General features: G+C 66.3%; 20 protein-coding genes. 15 read left to right on the top strand and 5 right to left on the bottom strand.

The features are described from left to right. Positions 1-64: 64 nt before the first annotated feature. Both AWC08_RS06335 and AWC08_RS06330 read left to right on the top strand, forming a co-directional pair. Positions 65-496: an MmpS family transport accessory protein gene (locus tag AWC08_RS06335; protein WP_197521975.1), complete on the top strand. Its 432-nt coding sequence runs from the start codon at positions 65-67 to the stop codon at positions 494-496. After that, complete coding sequence (locus AWC08_RS06330; RefSeq protein ID WP_069432622.1) at positions 493-3,384, top strand: MMPL/RND family transporter; 2,892 nt, start codon at positions 493-495, stop codon at positions 3,382-3,384. Before AWC08_RS06335 ends, AWC08_RS06330 begins: the two co-directional genes overlap by 4 nt. Here the strand turns inward: AWC08_RS06330 and AWC08_RS06325 are convergent. After that, positions 3,381-5,228, bottom strand: a complete 1,848-nt coding sequence (locus AWC08_RS06325) for a putative bifunctional diguanylate cyclase/phosphodiesterase (protein WP_069432621.1) — start codon at positions 5,226-5,228, stop codon at positions 3,381-3,383. The genes AWC08_RS06330 and AWC08_RS06325 overlap by 4 nt on opposite strands. Before the next feature lie 121 nt (positions 5,229-5,349). After that, positions 5,350-6,006 carry an ACT domain-containing protein gene (locus tag AWC08_RS06320; protein WP_142283435.1) on the bottom strand — a complete coding sequence of 219 codons (657 nt, stop codon included), beginning with the start codon at positions 6,004-6,006 and terminating at the stop codon, positions 5,350-5,352. 142 nt (positions 6,007-6,148) lie between these two features. On the opposite strand from AWC08_RS06320, the gene gatC reads away from it, so the two are divergent. The 5 genes from gatC (at position 6,149) to gatB (ending at position 11,827) form a co-directional block, all read left to right on the top strand. Further along, positions 6,149-6,448 carry an Asp-tRNA(Asn)/Glu-tRNA(Gln) amidotransferase subunit GatC gene (gatC, locus tag AWC08_RS06315; RefSeq protein ID WP_065134441.1) on the top strand — a complete coding sequence of 100 codons (300 nt, stop codon included), beginning with the start codon at positions 6,149-6,151 and terminating at the stop codon, positions 6,446-6,448. Then, positions 6,445-7,929, top strand: coding sequence for an Asp-tRNA(Asn)/Glu-tRNA(Gln) amidotransferase subunit GatA (gene gatA, locus AWC08_RS06310; protein ID WP_065134442.1), 1,485 nt, complete (start codon positions 6,445-6,447; stop codon positions 7,927-7,929). Before gatC ends, gatA begins: the two co-directional genes overlap by 4 nt. Positions 7,930-8,039: 110 nt before the next feature. Further along, positions 8,040-9,071 carry an ATP-dependent 6-phosphofructokinase gene (locus AWC08_RS06305; protein WP_065134443.1) on the top strand — a complete coding sequence of 344 codons (1,032 nt, stop codon included), beginning with the start codon at positions 8,040-8,042 and terminating at the stop codon, positions 9,069-9,071. Between the two features lie 153 nt (positions 9,072-9,224). Then, positions 9,225-10,283 carry a MinD/ParA family ATP-binding protein gene (locus tag AWC08_RS06300; protein ID WP_232007722.1) on the top strand — a complete coding sequence of 353 codons (1,059 nt, stop codon included), beginning with the start codon at positions 9,225-9,227 and terminating at the stop codon, positions 10,281-10,283. A 35-nt stretch (positions 10,284-10,318) separates the two neighbouring features. Further along, positions 10,319-11,827, top strand: coding sequence for an Asp-tRNA(Asn)/Glu-tRNA(Gln) amidotransferase subunit GatB (gatB, locus tag AWC08_RS06295; protein ID WP_065134444.1), 1,509 nt, complete (start codon positions 10,319-10,321; stop codon positions 11,825-11,827). On the opposite strand, the gene AWC08_RS06290 is transcribed toward gatB, so the two are convergent. Further along, positions 11,818-12,324, bottom strand: a complete 507-nt coding sequence (locus AWC08_RS06290; RefSeq protein ID WP_232007721.1) for an MgtC/SapB family protein — start codon at positions 12,322-12,324, stop codon at positions 11,818-11,820. The two genes, gatB and AWC08_RS06290, sit on opposite strands and share 10 nt — an antisense overlap. A 97-nt stretch (positions 12,325-12,421) precedes the next feature. Between AWC08_RS06290 and AWC08_RS06285 the strand changes: the two genes are divergently transcribed. Further along, positions 12,422-12,862: a flavin reductase family protein gene (locus AWC08_RS06285; RefSeq protein ID WP_065134469.1), complete on the top strand. Its 441-nt coding sequence runs from the start codon at positions 12,422-12,424 to the stop codon at positions 12,860-12,862. Between the two features lie 87 nt (positions 12,863-12,949). Beyond that, positions 12,950-13,507, top strand: coding sequence for a flavin reductase family protein (locus AWC08_RS06280; protein WP_178132173.1), 558 nt, complete (start codon positions 12,950-12,952; stop codon positions 13,505-13,507). 82 nt (positions 13,508-13,589) lie between these two features. Here AWC08_RS06280 and AWC08_RS06275 read toward each other — a convergent pair whose 3' ends face one another. Next, complete coding sequence (locus AWC08_RS06275) at positions 13,590-14,711, bottom strand: PQQ-dependent sugar dehydrogenase (RefSeq protein WP_065134446.1); 1,122 nt, start codon at positions 14,709-14,711, stop codon at positions 13,590-13,592. Positions 14,712-15,186: 475 nt separating this feature from the next. On the opposite strand from AWC08_RS06275, the gene AWC08_RS06270 reads away from it, so the two are divergent. From AWC08_RS06270 to AWC08_RS06260, 3 genes are all read left to right on the top strand, one after another. Beyond that, the gene (locus AWC08_RS06270; RefSeq protein ID WP_069432619.1) at positions 15,187-16,035 is read left to right on the top strand and encodes a DoxX family protein; all 849 of its coding nucleotides are present in this window, start codon (positions 15,187-15,189) and stop codon (positions 16,033-16,035) included. Between the two features lie 148 nt (positions 16,036-16,183). Beyond that, a complete protein-coding gene (locus AWC08_RS35000; RefSeq protein WP_142283434.1) occupies positions 16,184-16,696 on the top strand; it encodes a DUF4333 domain-containing protein in 513 nt (170 codons plus the stop codon). Further along, entirely contained in the window at positions 16,693-18,159 is a 1,467-nt protein-coding gene (locus AWC08_RS06260) for a neutral zinc metallopeptidase (RefSeq protein ID WP_069432617.1), read from the top strand. The genes AWC08_RS35000 and AWC08_RS06260 overlap by 4 nt, the downstream gene beginning before the upstream one ends. Before the next feature lie 5 nt (positions 18,160-18,164). Here AWC08_RS06260 and AWC08_RS06255 read toward each other — a convergent pair whose 3' ends face one another. Then, complete coding sequence (locus AWC08_RS06255; RefSeq protein ID WP_065134471.1) at positions 18,165-18,503, bottom strand: PH domain-containing protein; 339 nt, start codon at positions 18,501-18,503, stop codon at positions 18,165-18,167. Between the two features lie 465 nt (positions 18,504-18,968). Between AWC08_RS06255 and AWC08_RS06250 the strand changes: the two genes are divergently transcribed. From AWC08_RS06250 to ilvC, 3 genes are read left to right on the top strand one after another with little or no spacing between them, the layout of a single operon-like run. Next, positions 18,969-20,786: an acetolactate synthase large subunit gene (locus AWC08_RS06250; RefSeq protein ID WP_232007728.1), complete on the top strand. Its 1,818-nt coding sequence runs from the start codon at positions 18,969-18,971 to the stop codon at positions 20,784-20,786. Then, the gene (gene ilvN / locus AWC08_RS06245) at positions 20,786-21,307 is read left to right on the top strand and encodes an acetolactate synthase small subunit (RefSeq protein ID WP_069432615.1); all 522 of its coding nucleotides are present in this window, start codon (positions 20,786-20,788) and stop codon (positions 21,305-21,307) included. The genes AWC08_RS06250 and ilvN overlap by 1 nt, the downstream gene beginning before the upstream one ends. Positions 21,308-21,358: 51 nt before the next feature. Continuing rightward, positions 21,359-22,360 carry a ketol-acid reductoisomerase gene (ilvC, locus tag AWC08_RS06240; protein WP_065134452.1) on the top strand — a complete coding sequence of 334 codons (1,002 nt, stop codon included), beginning with the start codon at positions 21,359-21,361 and terminating at the stop codon, positions 22,358-22,360. Positions 22,361-22,468 lie beyond the last annotated feature (108 nt).

The raw sequence follows: 22,468 nt of genomic DNA, 5'->3' as shown, positions 1-22,468 counted from the left end.
ACCGTGCTGCCGGCCCGGTCTCGTCGCCCGATCATCGAAAAGTTCACGCTTGAAAGGGATTTCGATGACGCCCCTGGTCAAGAGGGGATGGATGGCGCTGGTCGCGGTGGTTGTCGTGACCGCAGCGGGATTCGCCATCTACCGCCTGCACGGCATGTTCGACGCCGGCAAGGGCGCGTCGACGGGTCACGGCCTTTCCGACCAGATCGTTCCGTTCAATCCCAAGCACGTGGTCCTGGAAGTCTTCGGCGCCCCGGGTGCGACGGCCACGATCAACTATCTCGACGTCAACGCCCAGCCGCAGCAGGTCGTCAACGCCGCTCTGCCGTGGTCGTTCACCATCACGACCACCGAGCCGGCCGTGCTGGGAAACGTTGTGGCACAGGGCAACGGTGACACCCTCGGTTGCCGGATCACCGTCAACGGCGACATCAAGGACGAACGCACCGTCAACACGCCCCACGCCTACACCTTCTGTTTGGACAAATCTGGATGAGCAACGAGCAGCTGCCGCGAATTCCGCACACCATCCGCCGCCTTTCCGTGCCGATCCTGCTGTTCTGGGTGGTGCTGGCCGGGGTCTCCAATGCCCTGGTGCCGCAGCTGGAAGAGGTCGGCAAGACCCATAACGTGGCGCTGATCATGGCCGACGCGCCCTCGCTGCAGGCGACCAAGCGCATCGGTCAGAAGTTCCACGAGTTCGACACCGACAGCACGGCCATGGTCGTCCTGGAGGGCGATCAGCCGTTAGGTGCCGACGCCCACCGGTATTACGACACATTGATCCACCGGCTCGAAGCCGACCGCAAGCACGTCGAGCACGTCCAGGACTTCTGGGGTGACACGTTGACCGCCGCCGGATCGCAGAGCACCGACGGCAAAGCCGCCTATGTCCAGCTGAACCTCGCCGGTAATCAGGGCTCGGCCCTGACCAACGAATCCGTCGGCGCGGTAAGGGAAATCATCGAACACGTCCCACCTCCGGCGGGTGTCAAAGCTTACGTGACCGGCGCGGCTCCGCTGATCTCGGATCAGTTCGACGTCGGCAGCAAGGGGACCGCGAAGGTCACCGGCATCACCGTCGGGGTGATCGCGTTGATGCTGCTGTTCGTCTACCGCTCCTTCCTAACCATGCTGCTGGTGCTGGTGACCGTCCTGGTCGAGATGGCCGCCGCCCGCGGGATCGTCGCCTTCCTGGGCAACGCCGGCATCATCGGGTTGTCGACCTATGCGACGAATCTGCTGACTCTGTTGGTGATCGCCGCCGGAACCGACTACGCGATCTTCGTCGTCGGCCGCTACCAGGAAGCCCGCAGCGCCGGTGAGGACCGGGAAACGGCGTACTACACCATGTTTCGCGGTACGGCCCACATCGTTCTGGGGTCCGGCCTGACCGTCGCGGGAGCGGTCGCCTGCCTCAGTTTCACCCGGCTGCCGTACTTTCAGAGTCTGGGCATCCCCGCCGCAATGGGCATCCTCGTCGCCCTGGTCGCCGCGCTCACCCTGGCGCCGGCCGTGCTCACCCTGGGTGCGCTGGTGGGAATCTTCGAACCCAAGCGCGCTATGCGGACCCGCGGCTGGCGGCGGATCGGCACCGCCATCGTGCGCTGGCCGGGGCCGGTACTGACGGTGGCGTGCGCCCTGGCTTTCATCGGGCTGCTCACCCTGCCCGGCTACAAGACGAGTTATGACACCCGCCCCTACATGCCGGAAAGTGCGCCCGCCAATGTCGGATACGCCGCCGCCGAGCGGCATTTCTCCCGGGCCCGCCTGGAGCCCGAATTGCTGATGCTGGAATCCGACCACGACATGCGCAACCCGGCCGACATGCTCATTCTGGACCGGGTGGCCAAGGCGGTGTTTCACCTGCCCGGCATCGCGCAGGTGCAGTCCATCACCAGGCCGCTGGGCACCCCGCTCAACCACACCTCACTGGCGTTCCAGATCAGCGCGCAAAGCGCCAACCAGACCGAGAACCTCCGGTATCAACGGGACCGCGCGGACGACCTGCTGCGGCAGGCCGGTGAGTTGTCGAAGGGCATCGACATCCTGCGCCAGCAGTACGTCCTGCAGCAGGAGCTCGCGGCCACCACTCACAGCGAGGCCCAGAGTTTCCGCGACACCGTCGCCATCATGAACGACCTGCGCGACAAGATCGCCAATTTCGACGAATTCTTCCGGCCCATCCGCAGCTACTTCTACTGGGAGAAGCACTGTTTCGACATCCCGGCCTGCTTCGCGATTCGCTCGGTGCTCGACGCCCTGGACGGGATCGATCAACTCACGTCCCGGTTCCAAGACCTCACGGCCACCCTCGAGCAACTCGATGCGCTGCAGCCCAAACTGGTGGCCCTGATACCCCAGCAGATCGCCAGTCAGGAGACCAATCACGACCTGACGATGGCCAATTACGCCACCCTGTCCGGTATTTACGCGCAGACCGCCGCAGCCATCGAGAACTCCACAGCGCTGGGCCGCGCCTTCGACACCGCCAAGAACGACGACACCTTCTACCTGCCCCCGGAGGTGTTCAACAATCCTGACTTCAAACGGGGGCTCAAGCTGTTCCTCTCGCCCGACGGCAAAGCCGCCCGGATGATCATCACGCACGAAGGCGACCCGGCCACCCCGGAAGGCATCTCCCACATCGAGCCGATCCGCAAAGCCGCGCACGAAGCCGTGAAGGGCACGCCCATGGCCGAGGCGAAGTTCTATCTCGGCGGCACCGCGGCCACCTACTCCGACATCCAGGACGGCGCCAAGTACGACCTGATGATCGCCGGAATCGCGGCCCTGAGCCTGATTCTGCTGATCATGATGGCGCTGACTCGCAGCCTGGTCGCCGCGCTGGTGATCGTCGGCACCGTGGCGCTGTCACTCGGCGCGTCGTTCGGGTTGTCAGTCCTGGTGTGGCAGTACATGTTCGGGATCAAGCTCTACTGGGTGGTGCTCGCGCTGGCGGTGATCCTGTTGCTGGCCGTCGGTTCGGACTACAACCTGCTGTTGATTTCCCGATTCCGGGAAGAGATCGGCGCCGGGCTCAACACCGGGATCATCCGGGCGATGGCCGGATCAGGTTCGGTGGTCACTTCGGCGGGCCTGGTCTTCGCCGTCACCATGTGCGCGTTCCTGTTCAGCGGCTTCCAGGTGCTCGGCCAGATCGGGACGACCATCGGCCTGGGCCTGTTGTTCGACACCCTGATCGTGCGGTCGTTCATGACGCCGTCGATCGCCGCGCTGCTGGGTCGCTGGTTCTGGTGGCCGCAACGCGTGCGTCCGCGGCCGGCCAGTCAGATGCTGCGGCCCTACGGCCCGCGGCCGGCCGTCCGGCAACTGCTGTTGTGGGAAGACGACGATCCGGTGGTCAAACCACAAGTGCGCTAACGCAGTCCGGTGTCGATGGCGCCTGCGGCGAGCAGCTCTCGGGCTGCCGCGGCGGAGAGCGGCCGGCAGAACAAGAAGCCCTGGGCCCGCACGCATCCCTCTTTCAGCAGGGTCCGGGCCGCACCTTCGCTCTCCACGCCCTCGGCGACCACATTCAGGTCCAGCGCCTCGGCCAGTCCCATGACCGCCCGGACGATCGCCAGGTCGTCGCCGCTGACGTCGAGATCGCGGACGAACCCGCGGTCGATCTTCAGGGTGCTCACCGGCAAGCTTCGGAGCAGACCCATCCCGCTGAAGCCGGTGCCGAAGTCGTCGATGGCGATGTCGATGCCCAGGTCGGTCAGCGCGCTCAAGGTGGCCCGGGTGCTCGCCACGTCCCTGATGAGCATGCTTTCGGTGATTTCCAGCCCGATCGCCCGGCCGGTGAGGCCGAACTTGCCGACTATCTTGCTGACGGTGCTCACCAGGTCCTGAGCCACCAGCTGGGCCGGAGAGACGTTGACGCGCAACATAATATCCAGACCGACGCCCAGCGAGCGCCACCGCGACAGGTCCGCACAGGCCGCGTTGAGCACCCATTTGCCCAGTTCTCCGGCCAGATTCAACGATTCGGCAACCGGGATGAACACATCGGGCAGCAGGAGTCCCCGGCTGGGATGCTGCCAGCGCACCAGCGCCTCGACCGCCAGGATCTTGCCGGTCAGCATGTCGATCTCGGGTAGGTACACGACGGTCAGCGCATCGGTCTCAATGGCGCCCGGCAGATGCAGCTCGATGTCAGCGCGAACCTTGCGCCGATTGATCAAATCGGTGGAGATCACGCCGATGCGCTGTGCGCCAGTCCCTTTGGTGCACTGCAGCGCGTCGTCGGCGTGCCTGAGCAGGTCCCCACTGGAATCCTTGCCGGGCGTGCCGGTCGCCACGCCGATGCTCACCGTGCGGTTGAGGACTTCACCGCCGATGGCAACGTGGTCGGTGAGCCGTGAACTGAGATATTCGGCCAACCGACTGGCGGTCGCGAGGTCCATGTGTCCGGAAGGCACGACGACGAACTCGGCGCCGCCGGTGCGGGCGATCAGGCCCTGACCTTCCATCGCCGCGCTGGTCTCGGTTGCGAAGTCGCGGATGAACGCATCGCCCGCCTCATGCCCGAGATAGTCGTTGATCGCCTTGAGTCGGTCGAGGTTGAACACCAACACCGACACCGGCCCTGTCTGACCGGTGGTCAGGCGCTCGTCGAGGTGATTCACCAGGGCGCGCCGATTCGGCAGGGCGGTCAGGTCGTCGTGGCTGGCCTGGTAGTTCAACTGATCCTCGATGTTGATCCTGGCCTGCACCTGAGCCAGCATCGTCGCCACCACGGTCAGCGCGTTGATCTCGTCTTCGTTCCAGCTGTGATCGCCATACTTCACGAAGCCGAGCGTTCCCGTGGTGACCTCGCCGGACAGCAACGGGATCGAGGCCAGCGAGACGGCCGGGATGCCGCGGGCAGCGAAGATGGTCTGCTGGTATGGCTCGTTCTGATGACCGGGACGCAGGAAGACCGGGTCCTTGGCGTGCTCGGCGAGCGCGAACACCGGGTCGGCGTCGGCGAAGTAGATGGTGCGCAACGGATCCGGGTCCGGTACGTCCGGCCGCGGCGGCCATTCGGCGACCAAAACGGTGGCGCGGATGCCGGGGTCGTTGTGCCGCAGGAAGCTGACGTCGACGTCGAGGTAATTCACGAGCTCGGCCAGGACCTCCGTGCTGCTCGCCACGGCGGTGCTGCTGGTGGCGCCCAGCAGCTTGGTGGCCACCGTCGTGATGATGGCCGGCAAACTGCTTGCGGGAGTGTGGCTTTGCATGTGGTGGGTGTCGAGCTGGTTTGCTGAAAGCGGCCCGGTGCGTACCCCTCCAACGCGTTCACACTGGCCCGTGGCGTTCTCAATATATCGCGCGGAGTTCGCTGCGTGGGCTTATTGCGAATCAGCGCAGCATGGTGGCGACGATGCCTGCCAGGTAGCCGAGGCGGGCCACTTCCGACGGCCGGAATTCCGGGCCCGGCCGGCCCAGCACCACCGCGGTGTGCGAATCGCCCAGCGGTGCCGCGACCATCGTGGTGTCCATATCCCGCCAGGCCTGCGGGACCCACTCCGCGCTGCCATCCAGCGTCAGGGCGTGCTCGATCGGCAGCCAGGGCGCGGAATCGGCCCGCGTCTCCGGTGCACCGGCACTGCCGGCGAGCCGCTGCACCCGGCCCTGTGCATCGCGCAGCACCGTGCACCAGCTGACCCGCAGGATCCTGGGCGCTTGGTCCACCAGAACCTGCAGTCGGGACGCGTTGTCGCCGGCCGCCGAGACGCGGTCGAGCAGTTCGAGCTCGCGGTGTGCCTCGAGCCGTCCGGTGTGCGGGCGCACGCTGTCCACCCGAACCCCGGGCAGCGATTCGGCCGCGGTGATCAGCGTGTCCGGCATCGCTCCCGGGGGCAGTTCGATCACCAGGTCGTCGATCGCATATCCGGAGCTGCGCTCGACGACATCCAGCGACAGGATGTCGGCGCCCACCGAACCGAGCGCGACGGCGAGCGACCCCAGACTGCCTGGTCGGTCGACCAACTCGATGCGCAACAGATACGACGGCACGGCCAACACTGTTGCACAGCGACGCGCGGGCGGCATGTCGGCCGGTGTGGACGGGGACCCGCCGGGCCGAGCGTGACCGGCCGCACGCTCGGGGCGAACGTGAAGCCAGGCTCACGCTCGTGGCACGTTAGGCTTTTCGCTCGTGTCCCAGATCTCCCGCGACGAGGTGGCCCACCTGGCCCGGCTGGCCAGGCTGGCCTTGACCGAGACCGAGCTGGACAGTTTCGCCGGCCAGCTTGACGCCATATTGAGCCACGTCAGCCAGATTCAGGCCGTTGACGTGACCGGCGTCGAGGCCACCGATAATCCGCTCAAGGACGTGAACGTGACCCGTCCGGACGAGCCGCAGCCCTGCCTGACCCAGCAGCAGGCGCTCGCCGCGGCGCCGGAGGCCGTCGACGGCCGCTTCGCCGTCCCGCAGATCCTGGGGGAGAGCCAGTGACGGACATCATCCGGCTCGATGCTGCCACCCTGGCCGCCAAGATAGCCGCCAAGGAGCTCTCGTCGGTCGAGCTCACCCAGGCCTGCCTGGATCAGATCGAGGCGACCGACGACCGCTACGGCGCGTTTCTGCACGTGGCCGCCGACCAGGCGCTGGCGGCCGCGGCGGTGGTCGACGAGGCGGTGGCGGCCGGCGAGCAGCTTCCGTCGGCGCTGGCCGGGGTGCCGCTGGCGCTCAAGGACGTGTTCACCACCGCCGACATGCCGACGACCTGCGGCTCCAAAATCCTGGAAGGCTGGCAGTCGCCGTATGACGCCACGCTGACGTTGCGGCTGCGGGCGGCGGGCATCCCGATTCTGGGCAAGACGAACATGGACGAGTTCGCCATGGGCTCGTCGACGGAGAACTCCGCGTTCGGGCCGACCCGCAACCCGTGGGACGTCGAGCGGGTTCCGGGTGGCTCCGGCGGCGGCAGCGCTGCCGCGCTGGCCGCGTTCCAGGCGCCGCTGGCCATCGGGTCCGACACCGGCGGGTCGATCCGCCAGCCGGCGGCGCTGACCGCCACCGTCGGGGTCAAACCCACCTACGGCACGGTGTCGCGCTACGGGCTGATCGCCTGCGCGTCGTCGCTGGACCAGGGCGGCCCGTGCGCGCGCACCGTTCTGGACACCGCCCTGCTGCACCAGGTGATCGCCGGCCACGATCCCCACGACTCCACGTCGATCGACGCTGCGGTACCCGACGTCGTCGGCGCCGCTCGGGCCGGTGCGGCCGGCGACCTGACCGGCGTGCGCGTAGGGGTGGTCCGCCAGTTGCACACCGGCGAGGGCTATCAGCCGGGGGTGCTGGCTTCCTTCGAAGCGGCCGTCGAGCAGCTCAAGTCCTTGGGCGCGCAGGTCAGCGAAGTCGACTGTCCGCACTTCGACTACTCGCTGCCGGCGTATTACCTGATCCTGCCGTCGGAGGTGTCGAGCAACCTGGCCCGGTTCGATGCCATGCGGTACGGCCTGCGGGTCGGGGACGACGGCACCCACAGCGCCGAAGAGGTGATGGCGATGACCCGGGCGGCCGGCTTCGGTCCCGAGGTCAAACGCCGCATCATGATCGGCACCTACGCCCTGTCCGCCGGGTACTACGACGCCTACTACAACCAGGCGCAGAAGGTGCGGACCCTGATCGCCCGGGACCTCGACGAGGCGTACAAGTCCGTCGACGTGCTGGTGTCGCCGGCGACGCCGACCACGGCGTTCCGGCTGGGGGAGAAGGTCGACGATCCGCTGGCCATGTATCTGTTCGACCTGTGCACGCTGCCGCTGAACCTGGCTGGCCATTGCGGCATGTCGGTGCCGGCGGGGCTGTCCCCGGACGACGGGTTGCCGGTGGGCCTGCAGATCATGGCGCCGGCGCTGGCCGACGACCGGTTGTACCGGGTGGGCGCGGCCTACGAGGCCGCGCGCGGCGCCTTGCCGACCGCGATCTAGGGGGTCACCAACCCCCGGCGAGCAGACGCAAAATCCCCCGAAAACGTGCGGTTTCGGGGGATTTTGCGTCTGCTCGCGCCAGGTCGCGGGCCACAGGGCAAGATGAGGATATGCGGATCGGAGTTCTCACAGGCGGTGGTGACTGTCCCGGCCTCAACGCCGTCATCCGGGCGGTAGTGCGCACCTGCGACGCCCGGTACGGCTCGTCGGTGGTCGGCTTTCAGGACGGTTGGCGCGGGCTGCTGGAGAACCGGCGCATGCAACTGCGCAACGACGATCGCAACGACCGGTTGCTGGGCAAGGGCGGAACCATGCTCGGCACCGCGCGCGTGCATCCCGACAAGCTCAAGGCCGGGCTGGATCAAATCAAGCAGACCCTCGACGACAACGGCATCGACGTCCTGATCCCGATCGGCGGCGAGGGCACGCTCACGGCGGCGCACTGGCTTTCGGAGGAGAACGTGCCGGTGGTCGGGGTGCCGAAAACCATCGACAACGACATCGATTGCACGGACGTGACTTTCGGCCATGACACCGCGTTGACGGTGGCCACTGACGCCATCGACCGCTTACACAGCACCGCCGAGTCCCACCAGCGCGTCATGCTGGTCGAGGTGATGGGCCGCCACGCCGGTTGGATCGCGCTCAACGCGGGCCTGGCGTCGGGCGCGCACATGACCCTGATCCCCGAGCAGCCCTTCGACGTCGAGGAAGTGTGCCGGCTTGTCAAGCGGCGCTTCCAGCGCGGAGACTCCCACTTCATCTGCGTGGTCGCCGAAGGCGCCAAGCCCGTAGCGGGCTCAATCGCCCTGCGCGAAGGCGGCCTGGATGAATTCGGCCATGAGAAGTTCACCGGGGTAGCCGCCCAGCTCGGGGCCGAGGTGGAAAAGCGCATCAACAAGGACGTCCGGGTGACGGTGCTGGGCCACGTGCAGCGGGGCGGGTCCCCGACGGCCTATGACCGGGTGCTGGCGACCCGGTTCGGGGTGAACGCGGCCGATGCCGCGCACGCTGGTGAGTATGGGCAGATGGTGTCGCTGCGGGGCCAGGACATCGGGCGGGTGCCGCTGGCCGATGCCGTCCGGCAGCTCAAATTGGTGCCGGAAAGCCGCTACGACGACGCCGCCGCGTTCTTCGGCTGACGTTTGCCAGGCATTCACCGATTCGCAGGTTTTTCGAGTTTAAGAACCGGCTATACGTGAAATATGAATAACCGCGGTCCGTATCGCGGAGTCCTTGAGCGGCCCGTTTCACCGGCTCGGACGAAGTACAGTCCGGTTCAGCCGAGCTGGCGAGTGAGCGCCGACGACGGAGACGCGACAATTCCCCAGCACTGCCGCCCAGACAACGCTGCGCCGCAGCGAAAGGGCATCGCGGCTCGTTTCGACGCGCCCGCGCCTGCGGCCCGCGTGGCACTAGCCGCGCCTCTGGCGCGCCGCGAGCGCGTCCCGGGCGGGACGGCACTGGACGCCATCGAACCCGAGGCGCCGGCACGGCGCAGCTGGCGGGAACTGGTTCATCAGTACCTGGGGCTCGATCTGGGGCCGGGCAAAGAAGCGGCATATGAAAACTCGCTGCGAGAGAAGATCCGCGCCCCGCTGGGTGGGGTGCACTCGATCGCCGTGGTGAATCTCAAGGGCGGCGTCGGCAAGACCGCGGTGGTGGAAGCCCTGGGCTCGACGTTCGCCAGCCTGCGCAACGATCGCGTCATCGCCGTCGACATCGACGCCGGCGACCTGGCCGGCCGGCACGGTCGCCGAAACAGTCTGAGTCTGGCCGACCTGCTGGTGGACAGTCATGTCGCCCGGTATGACGATGTCCGGGCTCACACATATATGAACAGTTCGGGGCTGGAGGCGCTGGGTCCGCCGGACTACGCCAGCAGTCACTGGATTCCCACCCGCGAGGATTTCGTCAAAGCGTTTTCAATCCTGCGCAACCACTACTCACTGGTGCTGGTCGACTGCCCCAAGACCCTCAAGTCCGGGGTGATGCAAGCGGTGCTGCCCGAGACCCGCGCTCTGGTGGTCGTCACCAGCACCTCGATTGACGCGATCCAGAAGACGCACACCACTCTGGAGTGGTTGCGGCAGAACGGTTATCGCCGAATGCTCGAGTCGACGGTGCTCGCCGTCAACCACGTTGAGCGGACCAAGGTCAGCACGCTGGCGGCCAAACAGCTCGAGGACCTCTCACGCCTGGTGCCGGCCACCGTGACGCTGCCGTTCGACCGGCATGTGCATCAAGGCAACGAGATCGGGCTCGAGCGGCTGAGCAGAGAAAGCCGGCGTTCCTACCTGGAACTGGCGGCCGCGGTGGCGCGCACGTTCCCCACCCGGCAGCCGACGTACTGAAAGCGGGTGCGCCGGCACCATTAGGATCGGTACCTATGACGGTTGCTGGGGCTGACCTGCTCGAATACGACGAGGTCATTGAACGGTTCGATCCGGTGCTCGGGTTGGAAGTCCATGTTGAGCTCTCCACCGCCACCAAGATGTTTTGCGGCTGCTCGACCACCTTCGGCGGCGAGCCCAACACCCAGGTGTGCCCAGTCTGTCTGGGCCTGCCGGGCTCACTTCCGGTGCTCAACAGAGTGGCGGTCGAGTCGGCGATCCGGATCGGCCTGGCGCTGAACTGCGAGATCGTCGATTGGTGCCGGTTCGCCCGGAAGAACTACTTCTACCCGGACATGCCGAAGAACTACCAGATCTCCCAGTACGACGAGCCGATCGCCATCAACGGCTACCTGGAAGCGCCGCTGGAGGACGGCACCACCTGGCGGGTGGAGATCGAGCGCGCCCACATGGAAGAGGACACCGGCAAGCTCACCCATATCGGCAGCGAAACCGGCCGAATCCACGGCGCGACCACGTCGCTCATCGACTACAACCGGGCCGGCGTGCCACTCATCGAGATCGTGACCAAGCCCATCGTGGGCGCCGGTGCGCGGGCGCCGCAGATTGCCCGCGCCTACGTGACCGCATTGCGAGACCTGTTGCGCGGGCTCGACGTATCCGACGTGCGTATGGACCAGGGATCGATGCGCTGTGACGCGAACGTTTCGCTGATGCCCGCCGGCACCACCGAATTCGGCACCCGGACCGAGACCAAGAACGTCAACTCGCTCAAGAGCGTCGAGGTTGCGGTGCGTTACGAGATGCAGCGTCAGGCAGCAGTTTTGTTGTCCGGCGGCGAGATTGTCCAGGAGACAAGGCATTTCCACGAGGCCGGCTACACCAGCCCGGGCCGCGCCAAGGAAACCGCTCAGGACTACCGCTATTTCCCGGAGCCCGACCTGGAACCCGTCGCACCCAGCCGCGAGCTCGTGGAGCGGCTACGTCAGACTATCCCTGAGCTTCCGTGGTTGAGCCGCAAGAGGATTCAGGACGAATGGGGTTTCTCCGACGAGGTGATGCGAGACCTCGTCAACGCCGGCGCGGTCGAATTGATCGCCGAGACCGTCAAGTGCGGAGCGGCCAGCAAGGACGCCCGCTCCTGGTGGGGTAACTTCCTGCTGCAGAAGGCCAATGAGGCCGGTATCAGTCTGGACGAACTGGCCATCACCCCGGGGCAGGTCGCGCAGGTGATCGCCCTGGTGGATCAGGGCAAGCTGTCCAACAAGCTGGCGCGCGAGGTCGTCGAAGGTGTGCTGGCCGGAGAGGGTGAGCCCGAGGCGGTGATGACGGCGCGCGGCCTGGCGCTGGTGCGCGACGATTCGCTCACCCAGGCCGCGGTCGACGAGGCGCTGGCTGCCAATCCCGATGTGGCAGAAAAGATTCGGGGTGGCAAGGTGGCTGCGGCCGGCGCGATCGTGGGGGCGGTGATGAAGGCAACGCGTGGGCAGGCGGACGCGGCGCGGGTGCGCGAGCTGGTGCTGGCGGCCTGCGGTCAGGCCTGACTTCCTGCTGCACGGCGGCGATAGACGGTGATCGGTCCGATCACCGCCGCAACCCGGTAATCACGCCGGAAGGTCGCGACCGCCATCGAGGCGGCGTCAACGGATGCTCCGGCGGTGACCCAGTACTCGGGCTTGGTGGACAGCCACCGGTCGGCGTCGGCGCTGTCGTCCACAAGCCCGAGGTAGTCGACGACTCCGGCGGCACTCATCCGCCCGGCAGGACCGACGTCGGGGGCCGCGAGTTCTGCGCCGGCGGCATCGTTGTCGATCCAGTCGGCGACATCGCGGTAGGTGCTGCGGATGGCGTTCCACTGCGCGACCTGCGGTGGCGCACCTCGCGTCGCCTCCGGGCCGGGCCGGATGCCAGACACCAGGCCGGCCGCGGTGATCACTACGGGAAGTGGAGTGGCAATCAGATTGTTGCCGGTGGCCGTCGTCGCCCCGGCCATCACCCATAACGCTGATGGACCGCCGTGTCCTGACTCGTTGCCCCGCATACTGTGCACCTGGTTCGAGTATGCCCCTTAAGTGGTCCATCATGGGGGCGTGAGCGGCGACTGGCTGTCTCGACTGACCGAGACGACGAACTCGGCGATGCTCGTGGTGACCACCGCGGCGCAGGGTCATCAGGCGGGGTGTCTGGTCGGCTTTTCGACCCAGGTGAGCATCAACCCTCCCAGGCTCCTGGTCGCGCTTTCCCGCACCAATCACACGTTCGGGGTCGCAGGCCGGTCGGATCACCTTGCCGTGCACGTGCTGTCGCGCCGCGCCTCTAGCCTGGCCGAGTTGTTCGGCGGCGAAACCGAAGACGAGATCGACAAGTTCGCGCGCTGCGCGTGGCACAGCGGGCCGGCCGGCATGCCGATACTCGACGATGCGCTGGCCTGGATGGTGGGTGAAACGCTGGATCGATTCGATCTGGGCGATCACGTCGGCTACGTGCTGCGGCCCGTCGACGCGTGGTTCGCCGAGGGGGACGACGAACCGATCCGGTTTGCCGACGTCAGGGCCATGGATCCGGGCCACGATGCGTGAGCGGGTAAGACCAGCGGGTAGGACTTCGGTAGGAAAAGGGTCGGAAAGAGCCCGCGGCGGCTCCGGCGGACCCATCATGGTGGGGTGATGGGTGAACCGTTCGACGACATGATGTCGATGCTGGACTCTCCGGTGTTCGTGGTGACCACCGCGGCCGACGGGCTTCCGTCGGGTTGCCTGGTTGCCTTCGGGACCCAGACCAGCGTGCAGCCCCCGAGCTTCATGGTCGGTCTGCCTTGCGACAGCGACGCCCATGACGTGGGCAGCCGGTCGGAGTACCTGGCGGTGCACGTGCTGCCGCGTGGTCAGCACGTGCTGGCCGAACTGTTCGGCAACCGTCCCGACGATCCGTTCGCGCGCTGCTCCTGGCGCGCCGGGCCCCTGGGAATGCCGATCCTCGACGACGCTGCCGCCTGGTTCGTCGGCCGGACCGTGAGCCGCAGCCCCGTCGCCGACCATGTGGCTTACCTGCTGGAGCCGGTCGCCACCTGGGCTCCCGAAAATGCCGACGAGCTGCTGTATCTGTCCGATCTGGATGACGAGTACGAGCCGGGCCAGGAAGCGCAGCAGCGGCTGTACACCGGCGAACGGACCACGGAGCAGTCCAAGTACGGGATGCGGTTCACCCTGAACGCACCGTTCTGAGGCGGGTGCCCGCGAAGAGACGCAAAAGCCCCTTGGAGCACATGTTCCAAGGGGCTTTTGCGTCTGGTCGCGAGGAGAGCCGTTATGTCTTGTCGTCGTTGTTGCGCGGGAAGCCCCCACCTTGCGGGAACAGCGGGAACACCACGTCGTCGAGCTTCTCGGCGTCACCTGCGGTCTTGTTCACCGTCGCGCCCCAGACGTTGCCGTCCGGCGACATCCGCAGCGCCCACGCATGCGCATGGGTGTCCTTGCGGACCACGTCGGGTTCCCCGGTGACCGCACCGGTTTTCGGCGCGAGCCGCACCGCCACCGTCAGCTTGGTGTTGATCAGGTTCACCAGCACGGTGCCGTCCATTGCCGCACAACCGGCCACGCCGGGCTTGTCCGGCCAGGACCACACGGTGGAGACCTCGGACTTCTTCGTGATGCGCTGTAAGCGGTCGGCGCCGGGCGTGCGGTCGGCGACGTACAGCGACCCGTCGACGGGATCGATGCACATGCCCCCGCCAGCGCCGATTCCCGACAGCGCCGTCGTCGGGGGTGCCTGGCCAAGCGTGGTGGGCTGCTCGATGCGCAGCACCTTGCCGGCCAGCGAGCGCGGGTCCGCGGCCATCGCCGGGTTGCCGGCGTCTCCGGTCATCACCACCAGCGTCGTGGGGGTGGTGAAGATCAGCGCACCGGTATTGCCGGTGGCCCCTTTGGGAATTCCAGTGAGGATGTCTTTGGGGACGTCGCCTTCGGCGATGCGGATCACGCGGTTGTCGGTGGGTGTGCTGATGTAGGCGTACATCAGCCGGTCCTGGGAGAACGTGGGCGACAACACGATGTCCATCAGGCCGCCGTCACCGGACGGGTCCACCGGAATCACCATCTTGACCTTGGGTTCGGCGCTGACGGAGATCTCCTTGACGGCACCGGTGGTCCGCTCGGCCACCAGCGCGGTCTTGCTGTCGACACCCATGATCAGGCCGCTCGTGCTTTCCAGGCACCCCTGCATCACCCCGGGCGCCGGGCACGCCTTCGGGAAGGGCGTGGGCGGTAATGGCGGCGGCGGGGGAGGCGTGGAGCTGGGCGGAGGCTTCAGGTCGGGATTGGTGGTGAAGGGCTGCGACTGGGCGTCGTTGAACCGTGCGCAGCCACTCGACACCAGCACCGCCGCAGACAGCGCAGCCAGCGCGCACCGAACCGACCGCCTTAACCGCATGACCGACAGGCTACGGAATCGGCGGTCAGGGCCGCCACCTGCCGCCGAGTCCAGGGCATTCGTCGAGCAAACGCCCTGGGTGCGGCGATTGTCGCTAGAGGAGGCCGATGGTTCTCTAGGATTTGCTACCTGCTCGATCATTGGCTGGACCGGCCGTGACGAGGGCGTCGTGCTGCGCTCGATCGCCGACGTCGCCGCGCGGGGGTGGCGCTGGCGGGCCGGGCGGGAGTCGGCAAGTCGCGGTTGGCCCGCGAGGCCATGGCGGCGGCGGGGTCTCCGTCATCGGGGTCGGTTTGCTAGGCGGTTCCGGCGGGTCCAGCAGCTATACCGTGGGGCCGTAATGCCGGTGTCTCGCCAACAGCGGGCCCGTCTCAGGGGCCGGTCGGATCATTTCAGTGATCCAACTGCGGATTTAACAGGCCAAAGCGCCGCACAAATCCCAGCTTCGGGCGAAATTGCCCTTACCCTGACACGAGTGACCAGTTCGAATGACTCGCATTGGCAGCGGCCGGACAGTCCCGCGGTGCCAACCTCCAGCCGTCCCGCCTCGGCAAGCCTGGTCGACCCCGAAGATGACCTGACCCCTGCTGGGTACTCGGGCAACTTCGCCAACACCGGCACCACCACGATCATCCCGCCGTACGAACCGCAGACCGGCGGCTCGTCCTACAACCTGTTGGACGCGCAGGAGCCGTTGCCGTACGTGCAACCCCAAGCGCAACCGACCAGCCGGCACATCCCGGCCGCTCCGGCAGCCATCGACATCGACGAGGAAGACGAGCGGCAGCGGGCCGCCGCGCGGCGCGGCACCCAGAACTTCGGGCTGCTGGTCTTGCGGGTCGGCCTGGGCGCAGTGCTGATCGCGCACGGACTGCAGAAACTGTTCGGCTGGTGGGGCGGGTCTGGCCTGAACGGATTCCGCAACTCGCTGCACGACATCGGCTTCCAGCACTCCGACGTCCTGGCGTACGTCAGCGCCGGCGGCGAGATCGTCGCGGGAGTGCTGCTGGTGTTGGGCTTGTTCACCCCGATCGCAGCCGCGGGCGCTCTCGCATTCCTGCTCAACGGTCTACTCGCGTCCGCCTCGGCGCGGCCGCGCACCAACACCTTCACCTACTTCCTGCCGGACGGGCACGAATACCAGATCAGCCTGATCGTCATGGCCGTCGCCGTGATCCTGTCCGGTCCCGGTCGTTACGGCCTGGACGCGGGAAGGGGCTGGGCCACCCGGCCCTTCATCGGGTCGTTCGTGGCGCTGCTGGCCGGCATCGCCGCGGGGATCGCGGTATGGGTGCTGCTCAACGGGGTGAATCCACTGGCCTGATACGGCTGGCGTTTTAGCCAACCGCCGCGCCCGCCGGGAGTGAATGGCCTAGCGTAGAGCCGACCACTTGCCTGCGCTGCAGGCCGAAACGGCCGGTTGACCACATCGCGGGCGGTGTCCTCGGAGTTGTTCGACCCTAGGGGAGACCGTGAGCACACCCCGCGACGTCAACCAGCCCCCATGGCCGCAACGGCCCGATCCGTGGCGGGGATATCCACCGCCGAGCCGAACCCAGTGGGGTCAGCCCCCGCCGGGACAGTGGGGTCAGCCCAGCCCTCCACCCGCCCAGCAGACGCCGAAAAAGAGTGCCTCTAAGAGCAAACCCTGGCTCATCGGCGGGGCGATCGCCGCGGCGCTCGTGGTCGTGGTCGCGGTCGTGCTTATGGTCTCCGGGGCCGTGGGCGGTGACACCAAGAAGGTGGCCGTCGCCGGCGTGCAAACCGAGGTTCAACAAGTCCTGTTGAACCGGATCACCGGATACAACGACGGCGACATCACCAACGTCAGATGCAACGACGGCCAGGACCCGACGGTGAAGAAGGGCCGCAGCTTCACTTGCGACGTCACTGTGCGAGGTCAGCAGCGTCAATTGAAGGTGACCTTCGAGGACGACAACGGAACCTATGAAGTCGGCCTTCCCGAGCTGAGTGGTGGCAAGTGAAAGCCTTCCTCGCGGTGCTCGTCATCGGGTGCGTGGTGGTGAGCTTGGCCGGCTGCGGCGGTAAAACGAGCATGGCGGACGGACGTGCCGTGTCGGCGCTGTACGACCCGGCCGCCGCCGGGGGGTTGCCCGTGAGTGAGGGTCCCAGCGGACCGCGCGCAGACGCGCCGCAGCCGACCGGCACGGTGAAGAACACCGACAACGGCGAAATCGACCGCCTGGGCATGCTGGCGCTCAACGACATCGAGGAATTCTGGAAGAACAATTGGCCGGACGCAGCCAAGAAACCCTTCAAGGCCGTCGGCACGGTGGTTTCCTACGATTCAACCGATCCGAGCAGCCCCATTGTGTGCCGTTCCAAGACCTACAAACTCATCAACGCGTCGTATGCCTTCAATTGCAACCTCGTGCTGTGGGATCGCGGACAATTGTTCCCGGCGGCCAAGAAATACTTCGGCGATATGTCGGTGGTCGGAATTCTTGCCCACGAGTTCGGGCACGCGCTGCAATTCAACGGCGGATTGATCGACATCAGGACCACGCCGACGCTGGTAGCAGAGCAGCAGGCGGATTGTTTCGCGGGTGTGTACATCCGGTGGGTGGCCGAAGGCCATTCGTCACGATTCACGGTGAATACCGGCGATGCGCTGAGCCACTTGATCGCCGGGATGCTCAAGACGTCGGACCCGATCATGTCGGAGGCTGACTTCGAGCAGACCGAAGATCAGGCGCACGGGACCGGGCTCGATCGCGTCAGCGCCTTCCAAATGGGCTTCGCCAGCGGATCCGCGACGTGCGCCAAGATCGACATGAACGAAATCAAACAAAGACGGGGCGATGAGCCGCTGGCACTGCAAACGGACTCCTCAGGCGAAACCGACGCGGGTGAAGTGGCCATCGACAACGGCACCGTAGAGACATTGATCGACATACTCAACGCGGTATTTTCGCCGAAAGCGCCGCCCACATTGTCCTTCGGCACCACGATTTGTTCGGATGCTCAGACAACCCAGGGTGCTTCCTACTGTCCGGCCACCAACACCGTCTCCGCCGATCTGCCCGTTCTGCAGCAACTCGGCAAGCCCGGTGGCCGGAAAGGGATGACGGACCCACAAATGTTGCAGGGCGACAACACCGCGATGTCCATCGTCGCCTCGCGATACGTCCTGGCGATTCAGCACGAACGGGGGCTGCCGCTGGACACTCCCGTGAGCGCGGTGCGGACGGCGTGCCTCACCGGGGCAGCGCAGCGCAACATGGCTCAGCCCGTCAAAATCCCCTCCGGCAAACAGCTGGTGTTGACCGCCGGTGACCTGGACAAGGCGATCATCGGACTACTGATCAACGGCATCGCCGCCAGCGACGTCAACGGTGCGAACATGCCTGCCGGCTTCACCCGGGTTCTGGCGTTCCGCGGCGGGGTCCTCAACAACATGGACGAGTGCTTCGACAGGATCGCCTGAGCGGCTCAGCGGTAGGGGTTGGGCACCCGGCCCGCGCTGGCTTCGGTCAGCTGCGGCAGCGTCGCGAAAGTGACCGCGGGTAAGCGCAGCTCCGAGCCGTTCTTCAGATGCGCGCGCGCCCAGTTACCGCGGTGGAACCGCAAGCCGTCGATGTCCTCCCAGGCCACCGACTGGCTGCCCAGCAGCGTGCGCACCGTCACGCCGCGCTCGTCGGCGACGGTGCGCAGCCGGATGATCAACGCGGACAACAGCACCGGAATCACCAGAATCGGGGCGCTGAGCGGGAAGGCCGTCACCGGAACCAGCAGGCACAGCGTCAGAAACCCGACGGCGATATGCGCCATCGGCGACAGCTTGATGACCACAGGGGATTCGGTAACCACCCTCGCATCATTGCACCGCGTGCGTTTCGGGTCGCTTCGCGCCGGGTGCGCGGCCGGCTTTCGAGTGTGCCGACATGGCTTCGGGCGTGCAACGGTGGCGGTTATCCGCCTTGCTTCCAGCCCACCATGCACACGCGAGGCCGACATCGCACACTCGATCCCGGGTCCCGGATTTGACGGTTGAGCAGTGCGAAGGCTACCGTCGGACGTTATGCAGTCTGGAATGCTCGTAGTAATTAGTCGGCGCGTTGGTGCCTGACTAGCTCTATCGAGCACCAACGCAGCCCTCGTACAGCAGCCCAGCTGGCGGGGGTTTTTTCTTGCCCCGAGACGCCACAGCCGAAAAATACCGAAGAGGAAACAGTGAGCGCACCCACCAAGCCAGCGGCACCGGCCGCGACGCCCGCGTCCCAAGAGGCAGCCGAAATCGCCTCGGACGCCGGGAAAGCGGCGGCCAAGCCGGCCACCGGTCAACCGAAACGTATTGCGCCGCATCAACTTACCGGTGCACAGGCGGTCATCCGGTCGCTGGAGGCACTCGGCGTCGACGTCATCTTCGGCATCCCCGGCGGCGCGGTCCTGCCGGTTTATGACCCGCTGTTCGACTCCCAGCAGCTACGCCACGTCCTGGTGCGTCACGAGCAGGGCGCCGGCCACGCCGCCAGCGGCTACGCGCATGCCACCGGTCGAGTCGGAGTGTGCATGGCCACCTCGGGCCCCGGCGCCACCAACCTGGTCACCCCGCTGGCCGACGCGCAGATGGACTCCATCCCGGTGGTCGCCATCACCGGTCAGGTCGGGCGGCAGCTGATCGGGACCGACGCGTTCCAGGAAGCCGACATCTCGGGCATCACGATGCCGATCACCAAGCACAACTTCTTGGTCCGCACCGGTGACGAGATCCCGCGCGTGATCGCCGAGGCCTTCCACATCGCCGCATCCGGGCGCCCCGGTGCGGTCCTGGTCGACATCCCCAAGGACGTCCTGCAGGGCCAGTGCACGTTCAGCTGGCCGCCGCGCATGGAACTGCCCGGTTACAAGCCGAACACCAAGCCGCACAGCCGGCAGATCCGCGAGGCCGCCAAGCTGATCGTGGCCGCCCGCAAGCCGGTGCTCTACGTCGGCGGCGGCATCATCCGCGGCGAGGCGACCGAGGAACTCCACCAGCTGGCCGAGCTGACCGGCATCCCGGTGGTCACCACGCTGATGGCGCGGGGTGCTTTCCCGGACAGCCACCGGCTGAACATGGGCATGCCCGGCATGCACGGCACGGTGGGAGCGGTGGCCGCGCTGCAGCGCAGCGATCTGCTGATCGCGCTGGGCACCCGCTTCGACGACCGGGTCACGGGCAAGCTCGAATCGTTCGCTCCCGAAGCCAAGGTCATCCACGCCGACATCGACCCGGCCGAGATCGGCAAGAATCGGCACGCCGACGTGCCGATCGTGGGCGACGTCAAGAACGTCATCACCGACCTCATCGAGATGCTGCGCCACTACGACACACCAGGCAATCTCGACATGACGGAGTGGTGGGAGTACTTGGAGGGTGTGCGCAAGACGTATCCGCTGAGCTACGACCCGCAGAGCGACGGCAGTCTGGGCCCGGAGTTCGTGATCGAGAAGCTCGGTCAGATCGCCGGCCCGGACGCCATCTACGTGGCCGGCGTCGGTCAGCACCAGATGTGGGCGGCGCAGTTCATCAAGTACGAAAAGCCGCGCACGTGGCTGAATTCCGGCGGCCTGGGCACCATGGGCTTCGCCATCCCGGCGGCTATGGGTGCCAAGATCGCACTGCCGGACACCGAGGTGTGGGCGATCGACGGCGACGGCTGCTTCCAGATGACCAACCAGGAACTGGCCACCTGCGCCATCGAAGGCATCCCGATCAAGGTGGCGCTGATCAACAACGGCAACCTGGGCATGGTGCGCCAATGGCAGACCCTGTTCTACGAAGAGCGCTACTCGCAGACCGACCTGGCCACCCACTCGCACCGCATCCCGGATTTCGTCAAGCTGGCCGAAGCGCTGGGTTGTGTCGGAATGCGTTGCGAGCGTGAGGAAGACGTCGAAGAGATGATCAACCGGGCGCGCGAGATCAACGACCGCCCGGTGGTGATCGACTTCATCGTCGGCGCCGACGCGCAGGTCTGGCCGATGGTCGCCGCCGGCACCAGCAACGACGAGATCCAGGCCGCACGGGGCATCCGCCCCCTGTTCGACGACATCACCGAAGGGCACGCCTGATGACCAACGGTTCGGCTTCGCCTAAGACGCATACCCTTTCGGTTCTGGTCGAAGACAAACCCGGTGTGCTCGCCCGCGTGGCGGCGCTGTTCTCCCGGCGCGGTTTCAACATCGAGTCCCTCGCCGTCGGTGCCACCGAGCAGAAGGACATGTCGCGGATGACCATCGTCGTCTCCGCCGAGGAGACACCGCTCGAGCAGATCACCAAGCAACTCAACAAGTTGATCAACGTGATCAAGATCGTCGAGCAAGACGTTGACAACTCGGTGGACCGGGAGCTGGCGCTGATCAAGGTGCGCGCCGACGCCGGCACCCGCAGCCAGGTGATCGAAGCGGTCAATCTGTTCCGCGCCAACGTGATTGACGTATCCCCGGAATCGCTGACCGTGGAGGCCACCGGCAACCGCGGCAAGCTGGAGGCGCTGCTGCGGGTGTTGGAGCCGTTCGGTATCCGCGAGATCGTGCAATCGGGTGTGGTGTCGATGGCCCGCGGGCCGCGCGGCATCAGCACCGCCAAATAGGTTTCAGCTGTTAGACAAGAAGGAGTAATACCCGTGCCGCAGGCATTAGAGATGTTCTACGACGACGACGCAGATCTGTCGATCATCCAGGGCCGCAAGGTCGGCGTGATCGGTTACGGCAGCCAGGGCCACGCCCACTCGCTGAGCCTGCGTGACTCCGGCGTCGAGGTGAAGGTGGGTCTGAAGGAAGGCTCGAAGTCGCGCGCCAAGGTCGAGGAGCAGGGCCTCGAGGTCGACACCCCAGCCGAGGTGGCCAAGTGGGCCGACGTGATCATGCTGCTGGCGCCGGACACCGCGCAGGCCGAAATCTTCACCAATGACATCGAACCCAACCTGAAGGCCGGCGACGCACTGTTTTTCGGACACGGCCTCAACATCCACTTCGGCCTGATCAAGCCTCCCGCCGACGTCACCGTCGCGATGGTCGCCCCCAAGGGCCCCGGCCACCTGGTGCGCCGTCAGTTCGTCGACGGCAAGGGCGTCCCGGCGCTGATCGCCGTCGAGCAGGACCCGACCGGCAACGGCCAGGCGCTGGCGCTGTCCTACGCCAAGGCCATCGGCGGCACCCGCGCCGGCGTCATCAAGACCACCTTCAAGGACGAAACCGAAACCGACCTGTTCGGTGAGCAGGCCGTATTGTGCGGTGGGACAGAGGAATTGGTGAAGACCGGCTTCGACGTGATGGTCGAGGCGGGCTACCCGCCGGAGATGGCGTACTTCGAGGTGCTGCACGAGCTCAAGTTGATCGTCGACCTCATGTACGAGGGTGGTATCGCCCGGATGAACTACTCGGTGTCCGACACCGCGGAGTTCGGTGGCTACCTGTCGGGCCCGCGCGTCATCGACGCCGGCACCAAGGAGCGGATGCGGGAGATCCTGCGCGACATCCAAAATGGCGACTTCGTCAAGAAGCTGGTCGCCAACGTCGAGGGCGGCAACAAGGAACTCGAGCGGTTGCGCAAGGAGAACGCCGAGCATCCCATCGAGGTCACCGGGAAGAAGTTGCGCGACCTGATGAGCTGGGTCGACCGGCCGATCACCGAGACGGCTTAGTTTCTGGGCCGAGCAGACGCAAAAGCCCCTTGGAACGCTCGTTCCAAGGGGCTTTTGCGTCTGCTCGCGCGGCCTCAGGCCAGGCGGTGAGGCGGTTCGCCGAAACTG

This window comes from Mycobacterium gordonae (assembly GCF_002101675.1).
In the GTDB taxonomy this organism is placed as follows: Bacteria; Actinomycetota; Actinomycetes; order Mycobacteriales; family Mycobacteriaceae; genus Mycobacterium; species Mycobacterium gordonae.
The sequence above is the reverse complement of the archived record's forward strand: the minus strand, read 5'-3'. Positions and strand labels throughout refer to the sequence as shown.

Excerpts from the sequence above, each read along its gene's own strand:
- AWC08_RS06275 (WP_065134446.1), bottom strand. The coding sequence starts at position 14,711 with ATGCGGTTAAGGCGGTCGGTTCGGTGCGCGCTGGCTGCGCTGTCTGCG.
- AWC08_RS06335 (WP_197521975.1), top strand. The coding sequence starts at position 65 with ATGACGCCCCTGGTCAAGAGGGGATGGATGGCGCTGGTCGCGGTGGTT.
- gatB (WP_065134444.1), top strand. The coding sequence starts at position 10,319 with ATGACGGTTGCTGGGGCTGACCTGCTCGAATACGACGAGGTCATTGAA.
- AWC08_RS06305 (WP_065134443.1), top strand. The coding sequence starts at position 8,040 with ATGCGGATCGGAGTTCTCACAGGCGGTGGTGACTGTCCCGGCCTCAAC.
- AWC08_RS06280 (WP_178132173.1), top strand. The coding sequence starts at position 12,950 with ATGGGTGAACCGTTCGACGACATGATGTCGATGCTGGACTCTCCGGTG.
- AWC08_RS06290 (WP_232007721.1), bottom strand. The coding sequence starts at position 12,324 with ATGCGGGGCAACGAGTCAGGACACGGCGGTCCATCAGCGTTATGGGTG.
- AWC08_RS06285 (WP_065134469.1), top strand. The coding sequence starts at position 12,422 with ATGCTCGTGGTGACCACCGCGGCGCAGGGTCATCAGGCGGGGTGTCTG.
- AWC08_RS06325 (WP_069432621.1), bottom strand. The coding sequence starts at position 5,228 with ATGCAAAGCCACACTCCCGCAAGCAGTTTGCCGGCCATCATCACGACG.
- AWC08_RS06255 (WP_065134471.1), bottom strand. The coding sequence starts at position 18,503 with ATGGCGCATATCGCCGTCGGGTTTCTGACGCTGTGCCTGCTGGTTCCG.
- ilvC (WP_065134452.1), top strand. The coding sequence starts at position 21,359 with ATGTTCTACGACGACGACGCAGATCTGTCGATCATCCAGGGCCGCAAG.
- AWC08_RS06330 (WP_069432622.1), top strand. The coding sequence starts at position 493 with ATGAGCAACGAGCAGCTGCCGCGAATTCCGCACACCATCCGCCGCCTT.
- ilvN (WP_069432615.1), top strand. The coding sequence starts at position 20,786 with ATGACCAACGGTTCGGCTTCGCCTAAGACGCATACCCTTTCGGTTCTG.